General features: G+C 61.9%; 4 protein-coding genes and 2 tRNA genes. 1 reads left to right on the top strand and 5 read right to left on the bottom strand.

Annotated features, from left to right (window positions below; translation table 11 throughout):
• The coding region (locus IV091_RS09720; RefSeq protein ID WP_293468120.1) for an efflux RND transporter permease subunit at positions 1–1,532 on the bottom strand (1,532 nt) is incomplete at its 3' end.
• A 12-nt stretch (positions 1,533–1,544) separates the two neighbouring features.
• On the bottom strand, positions 1,545–2,834 hold the full coding sequence (locus tag IV091_RS09715) for an efflux RND transporter periplasmic adaptor subunit (protein ID WP_293468119.1): 1,290 nt from the start codon (positions 2,832–2,834) through the stop codon (positions 1,545–1,547).
• Between the two features lie 175 nt (positions 2,835–3,009).
• On the opposite strand from IV091_RS09715, the gene IV091_RS09710 reads away from it, so the two are divergent.
• Positions 3,010–3,693 carry a TetR family transcriptional regulator gene (locus IV091_RS09710; protein ID WP_293468117.1) on the top strand — a complete coding sequence of 228 codons (684 nt, stop codon included), beginning with the start codon at positions 3,010–3,012 and terminating at the stop codon, positions 3,691–3,693.
• 7 nt (positions 3,694–3,700) lie between these two features.
• On the opposite strand, the gene IV091_RS09705 is transcribed toward IV091_RS09710, so the two are convergent.
• The 3 genes from IV091_RS09705 to IV091_RS09695 form a co-directional block, all read right to left on the bottom strand.
• Positions 3,701–4,336 (bottom strand): DUF6806 family protein, encoded by a 636-nt coding sequence (locus IV091_RS09705; RefSeq protein ID WP_293468115.1) that lies wholly within the window; start codon positions 4,334–4,336, stop codon positions 3,701–3,703.
• Between the two features lie 49 nt (positions 4,337–4,385).
• Positions 4,386–4,475: transfer RNA gene (locus IV091_RS09700), tRNA-Leu, on the bottom strand.
• A gap of 67 nt (positions 4,476–4,542) precedes the next feature.
• Positions 4,543–4,616: transfer RNA gene (locus IV091_RS09695), tRNA-Cys, on the bottom strand.
• Positions 4,617–4,749: the final 133 nt, after the last annotated feature.

Here is a 4,749-nt window from a genome sequence, read left to right as displayed (position 1 = left end):
AAGCCGGTTTTTTCGTGGTGATGGCCGGCTTCCACCGGCTTGAGCAGGGAGGCGCACAAGGCCGGCGTGAGGGACAGCGCCAGGAAGGCCGAAAAGCCGATCGACGCGACCATGACGGCGGAGAACTGGCGGTAGATGTTGCCCACCGAGCCGGCAAAAAACGCCAGCGGCACGAACACCGAGATCAGCACCACCGTGACGCCGATGATGGCGCCCGAAATCTGGCCCATGGCCTTACGCGTGGCTTCCAGCGGCGGCAGGCCCTCCTCGCTCATGATGCGCTCGACGTTCTCGACCACCACGATCGCATCATCGACCACGATGCCGATCACCAGCACCATGCCGAACATGGTCAGCACGTTGATCGAAAAGCCCAGCGCCAGCAGCGTGGCGAAGGTGCCCAGCAGGGCAATCGGCACCACGATGGTCGGGATGATGGTGTAGCGCCAGTTCTGCAGGAACAAAAACATCACCAGAAACACCAGCACCACCGCTTCAATCAGCGTGATGGCCACCTGTTGGATCGAGATGCTGACGAAGCGCGAGCTGTCGTAGGGAATCGAATAGTTCACGCCCTGGGGAAAATAGGGCTTGAGTTGTTCCATCTTGGCCCGCACGGCCTTGGCGGCATTGAGGGCGTTGCCGCCCGGCGCCAATTGCAGGCCGATGCCGGTGGCCGGCTTGCCGTTCAGGCGCGCCGAGGTGGCATAGGCCTGCGCACCGAGTTCGATCCGGGCCACGTCCTTGAGCCGCACGGTCGAGCCGTCGGTCTTGGCGCGCAGCACGATGTTGCCGAACTGCTCGACGCTGGACAACTGGCCGTTGACGACCACCGTGGCGGCAATGCCCTGGCCGGCCACATTGGGCAAATCGCCAATCGTGCCGGAGGCGATCTGGGCATTTTGTGCGCGGATGGCCGTGGTGACGTCTGCCGATGACAGCGCAAAGCCCGCCAGCTTGGCCGGGTCGATCCAGATGCGCATGGCGCGCTCGGTGCCGAACAGCTGGGCCTGGCCGATGCCGGTCAGGCGCTGGAGTTCGGGAATCACGTTGCGCGAAGCGTAGTCACCCAGCGCCACCGGATCAATCGCCGGATTGTCGGACGACAGCATGGTGAACAGCAGGAAGTTGGCGTTGGACTTGTCCACCCGCACGCCCTGCTGCGTCACGGCCTGCGGCAGGCGCGGCGCGGCGCGCGACAGGCGGTTTTGCACATCGACCTGGGCCAGGTTGGCGTTGGTGCCGGTCTCGAAGGTCAGGGTCAGGTTGCCGCTGCCATTGGCCTGGGCCACGGACTCCATGTAAATCAGGCCGGGCGAGCCGTTCATTTCGCGTTCGATCACGCTCAGCACGCTGTCTTCCAGGGTCTTGGCGGAAGCGCCTGGGTAGCTGGCCGTCACCACGATGGAAGGCGGTGCTACCGGAGGGTACTGGGCAATCGGCAACTGCGTGACTGCCACGGTGCCCAGCACCAGGATGAACAGGGCGATCACCCACGCAAAGATGGGCCGATCAATAAAAAACTTTGCCATTCGGTGTACTCCTTACTTCGCTGCCGCTGAGGCAGCGGGCATTGCGGCGCTGGCCGGTGCCGAAGCGCCTGCTGCGGGCGCTGAAGCCGCACCGGCGGGTGCTGCACCTGCCGGCTGCCAGGGCACGGCCTTGACCGGCGTGCCAGGCGGCATCATCTGCAGTTTCTGGAAGCCATCGACCATCACCTGCTCGCCGGCTTTCAGGCCTTCCAGCACCACCCATTGCGTGCCTTTGGCCGAGCCAATCTTGATCGGGCGCGGCGTGACTTTGCCATCGCTGCCCACCACCATGACGGTGTCGCCCTGCGCCGTGCGCGTGACGGCTTGCTGCGGCAAGGTAATGGCATTCGCTGCCTGGGCCTGCTCCAGCCGCACGCGCACATAAAGACCTGGCAACAGCTGGCCACCCGGGTTGGGAACTTCGGCCCGCAAGGTGATCTGTCCGGTGGTGGCGTCGACCGTCAGGTCCGAAAACAGCAATTTTCCTGGCTGCTGGTACTCGGTGCCGTCTTCCAGCAAAATGCGGACACTGGCCGCATCGGCGCCGCTGGCCCGCTTGAACTGGCCGCTGGCCATGGCCGCGCGCAGTTTCATCACGTCGGATGCCGACTGGGTGAAATTGACATACATCGGATTGATCTGCTGGATGACAGCGAGCTGCGTCGCGTCGCCCTGCCCCACCAGAGCGCCTTCGGTCACCAGCGAGCGGCCGATACGGCCCGAGATGGGCGCCGTCACCGAGGCATAGCCCAACGTGATATTGGCAGTCTGCACATTGGCCTTGCCCACGGCGACATCGGCAGCAGCCTGCTTTTGCGCGGCCACTGCATTGGCGTATTCCTGCTTGCTGATCGCATTGGCCTCGACCAGCGGTTTGTAGCGCTCGGCCAGGGCCGTGGCTTGCGCCAGATTGGCTTCAGCACGCGCCAGGCCGGCCCTGGCGCTCGCGGCTGCAGCGGCATAGGGAGCGGAGTCAATGGTGAACAGGGGCTGGCCGGCCTTGACGTCACTGCCTTCACGAAACAGGCGCTTTTGCAAAATGCCGGCGGCGCGCGCCCTGACCTGCGCGACACGCGAAGCCTCCAGGCGTCCGGGCAACTCGGTCACCAGGCCCACATCCCCTGGCGTCACCGTGACAACGCCGACCTGGGGCGGCGGCGGCGCTGCGCCAGCACCGGGCGCCGGTGCATTCCCCTTGCCGCATGCGGCCAGGAACAATGAAAGCGCAGCCACTGCAAGCAGTGGCTGAACGCGGACAAATGGGGGAAGACCACGAGAATGGGCAAGGCTGGAAGGAGGCATGCTGTTCCTGGATTTTTTTGAAGGGAACGCGAAAATGAAGCGCTCGACCTCTTCGGCTGAGGAAAAACTCCACCACCGAAGACGCAAAGAATAAGGGTTTTCGCGAATGCTACAGTATACATACAGCCATGAATGTATGATGACTCATCTATAAAAACCCTTCAGGAGATCCCCATTGGCCCGTCGAACCAAAGAAGAAGCGCTGGAAACCCGCGACAAGCTGCTGGATGCTGCAGAACATCTGTTTCAGGCGCAAGGCGTTTCCCACACCAGTCTGCAGGACATCGCGCGGCGCGCAGGCGCCACGCGCGGTGCCGTCTATTGGCATTTCAAGGATAAGGCAGACTTGTTCAACGCCATGATGGAGCGCGTCACCCTGCCTATGGAGGCATCGTTCAATCAGGAGGATGGCGGACGTGATGCGGGCTGCGGCGCAGGCGTGGACGCCTTGAAGCGGATACGGCGCGTCACCGTCGAAGCGCTTCAACGGATCGTGACCGATGCGCAGACCCGCCGTGTGTTTGAGGTCGCCACCCACAAAGTGGAATACATCGAAGAGCTTCAGGCCGTTCGTCTTCGCCATCTGGCGGTGCGCCACGGTTTTTTGAGCCGGATTGAACAAAGCATGGACGCCGCATGCCATCAGACCGACATGAAGTTGGCCATGCCCACCGCGACGGCCGCCCAAGGCCTGCATGCGCTAATCGATGGCCTGATCCAGAACTGGTTACTGGAACCGCAAGCCTTCGACCTGCTCCAGGTCGGCCCTTGCGTGGTGAACGTCTATTTGACTGGCCTGGGCTTTGCCGGCGAGCAGGGCGCCTGCCCGGCGGCCGGACAGGAACCAAGCCTGCCTTAGTGGAAATTCAGTGAAGGTGCCGCGGTTTGCGGCCGCCCCCATGGCCCGTTCCGCCCTGCGACCCACCGGATCCACGCGGCGGCCTGCCGAGTTGCATGGAGTTGACCAGGGAATCAAAGCGGTGGGCAAACAACTTGTCCACGGCCAGCACGACGTCACCCAACTCCGAGGCGTCAAAATGCCGTTCCATGAGACCAATCATGTCCTGCACCAGCAAGTCGCGCTGAACCTGCATGATGGCGGCGGGCGTCGGGCCGACGAAATACATGGCAAAGTCATCACGCGCCTCATCGCCTTCGGCAGACTCCTCCTCATCGTCGAAGTCCGCGTCGTAAAACGTCACCTCGATCGGTGCACCCACTTCGGCCAGGTCATTCAGGCCCATGCACATTTCATCGAGCGCCTGACGAAAATCCTCGTCGCCGGGCACCGTCCAGCACATCTGGAGCACATGCTTCTTGACATCAAATTGAATGCCGGGCTCTTCTTCGTAGGTGCTGGCTGCGCCCGCTGCGAGTGACTTCGAGCCGGCGTAAGTCCACAGCGGCTTGAGCGCCTCCTGCAATTGCTCAAAGGTGACATCCGCTCGCAAGGGAACCTCGCCGTGAACGTGGATTTCAAAAGGTGTGTTGTAACGGGTCATGGAATTTATCTTACCCAATTTTCAAGGGGGTGCCCGGGGCGTGGGGGTGTGCCTGAGACCGGAATCGAACCGGTACGCCCGCTATTCGCGAAGCGGCGGATTTTAAGTCCGCTGTGTCTACCTATTTCACCACTCAGGCCCAAAACCATTACACCGTATTGTCAAACAAAAAAGCCCCATTGCAGGGGCTTTTGGCAACAACTGGATGGAGGCGCGGCCCGGAGTCGAACCGGGCTAGCCGGATTTGCAATCCGGTACATAACCGCTTTGTTACCGCGCCCTGTCATTTTTCAAATTTTCCAACCAAAAAGGGCAGCATTTTGAAGTGCTGCCCTTTGAATTGGAGCGGGAAAAGAGGCTCGAACTCTCGACCTCAACCTTGGCAAGGTTGCGCTCTACCAACTGAGCTACTC

It is taken from the genome of Polaromonas sp. (assembly GCF_018780625.1).
Classification (GTDB): domain Bacteria; phylum Pseudomonadota; class Gammaproteobacteria; order Burkholderiales; family Burkholderiaceae_C; genus Polaromonas.
The sequence above is the reverse complement of the archived record's forward strand: the minus strand, read 5'-3'. Positions and strand labels throughout refer to the sequence as shown.

Coding starts and splice junctions, on each gene's coding strand:
- IV091_RS09705 (WP_293468115.1), bottom strand. CDS start 4,336: ATGACCCGTTACAACACACCTTTTGAAATCCACGTTCACGGCGAGGTT.
- IV091_RS09715 (WP_293468119.1), bottom strand. CDS start 2,834: ATGCCTCCTTCCAGCCTTGCCCATTCTCGTGGTCTTCCCCCATTTGTC.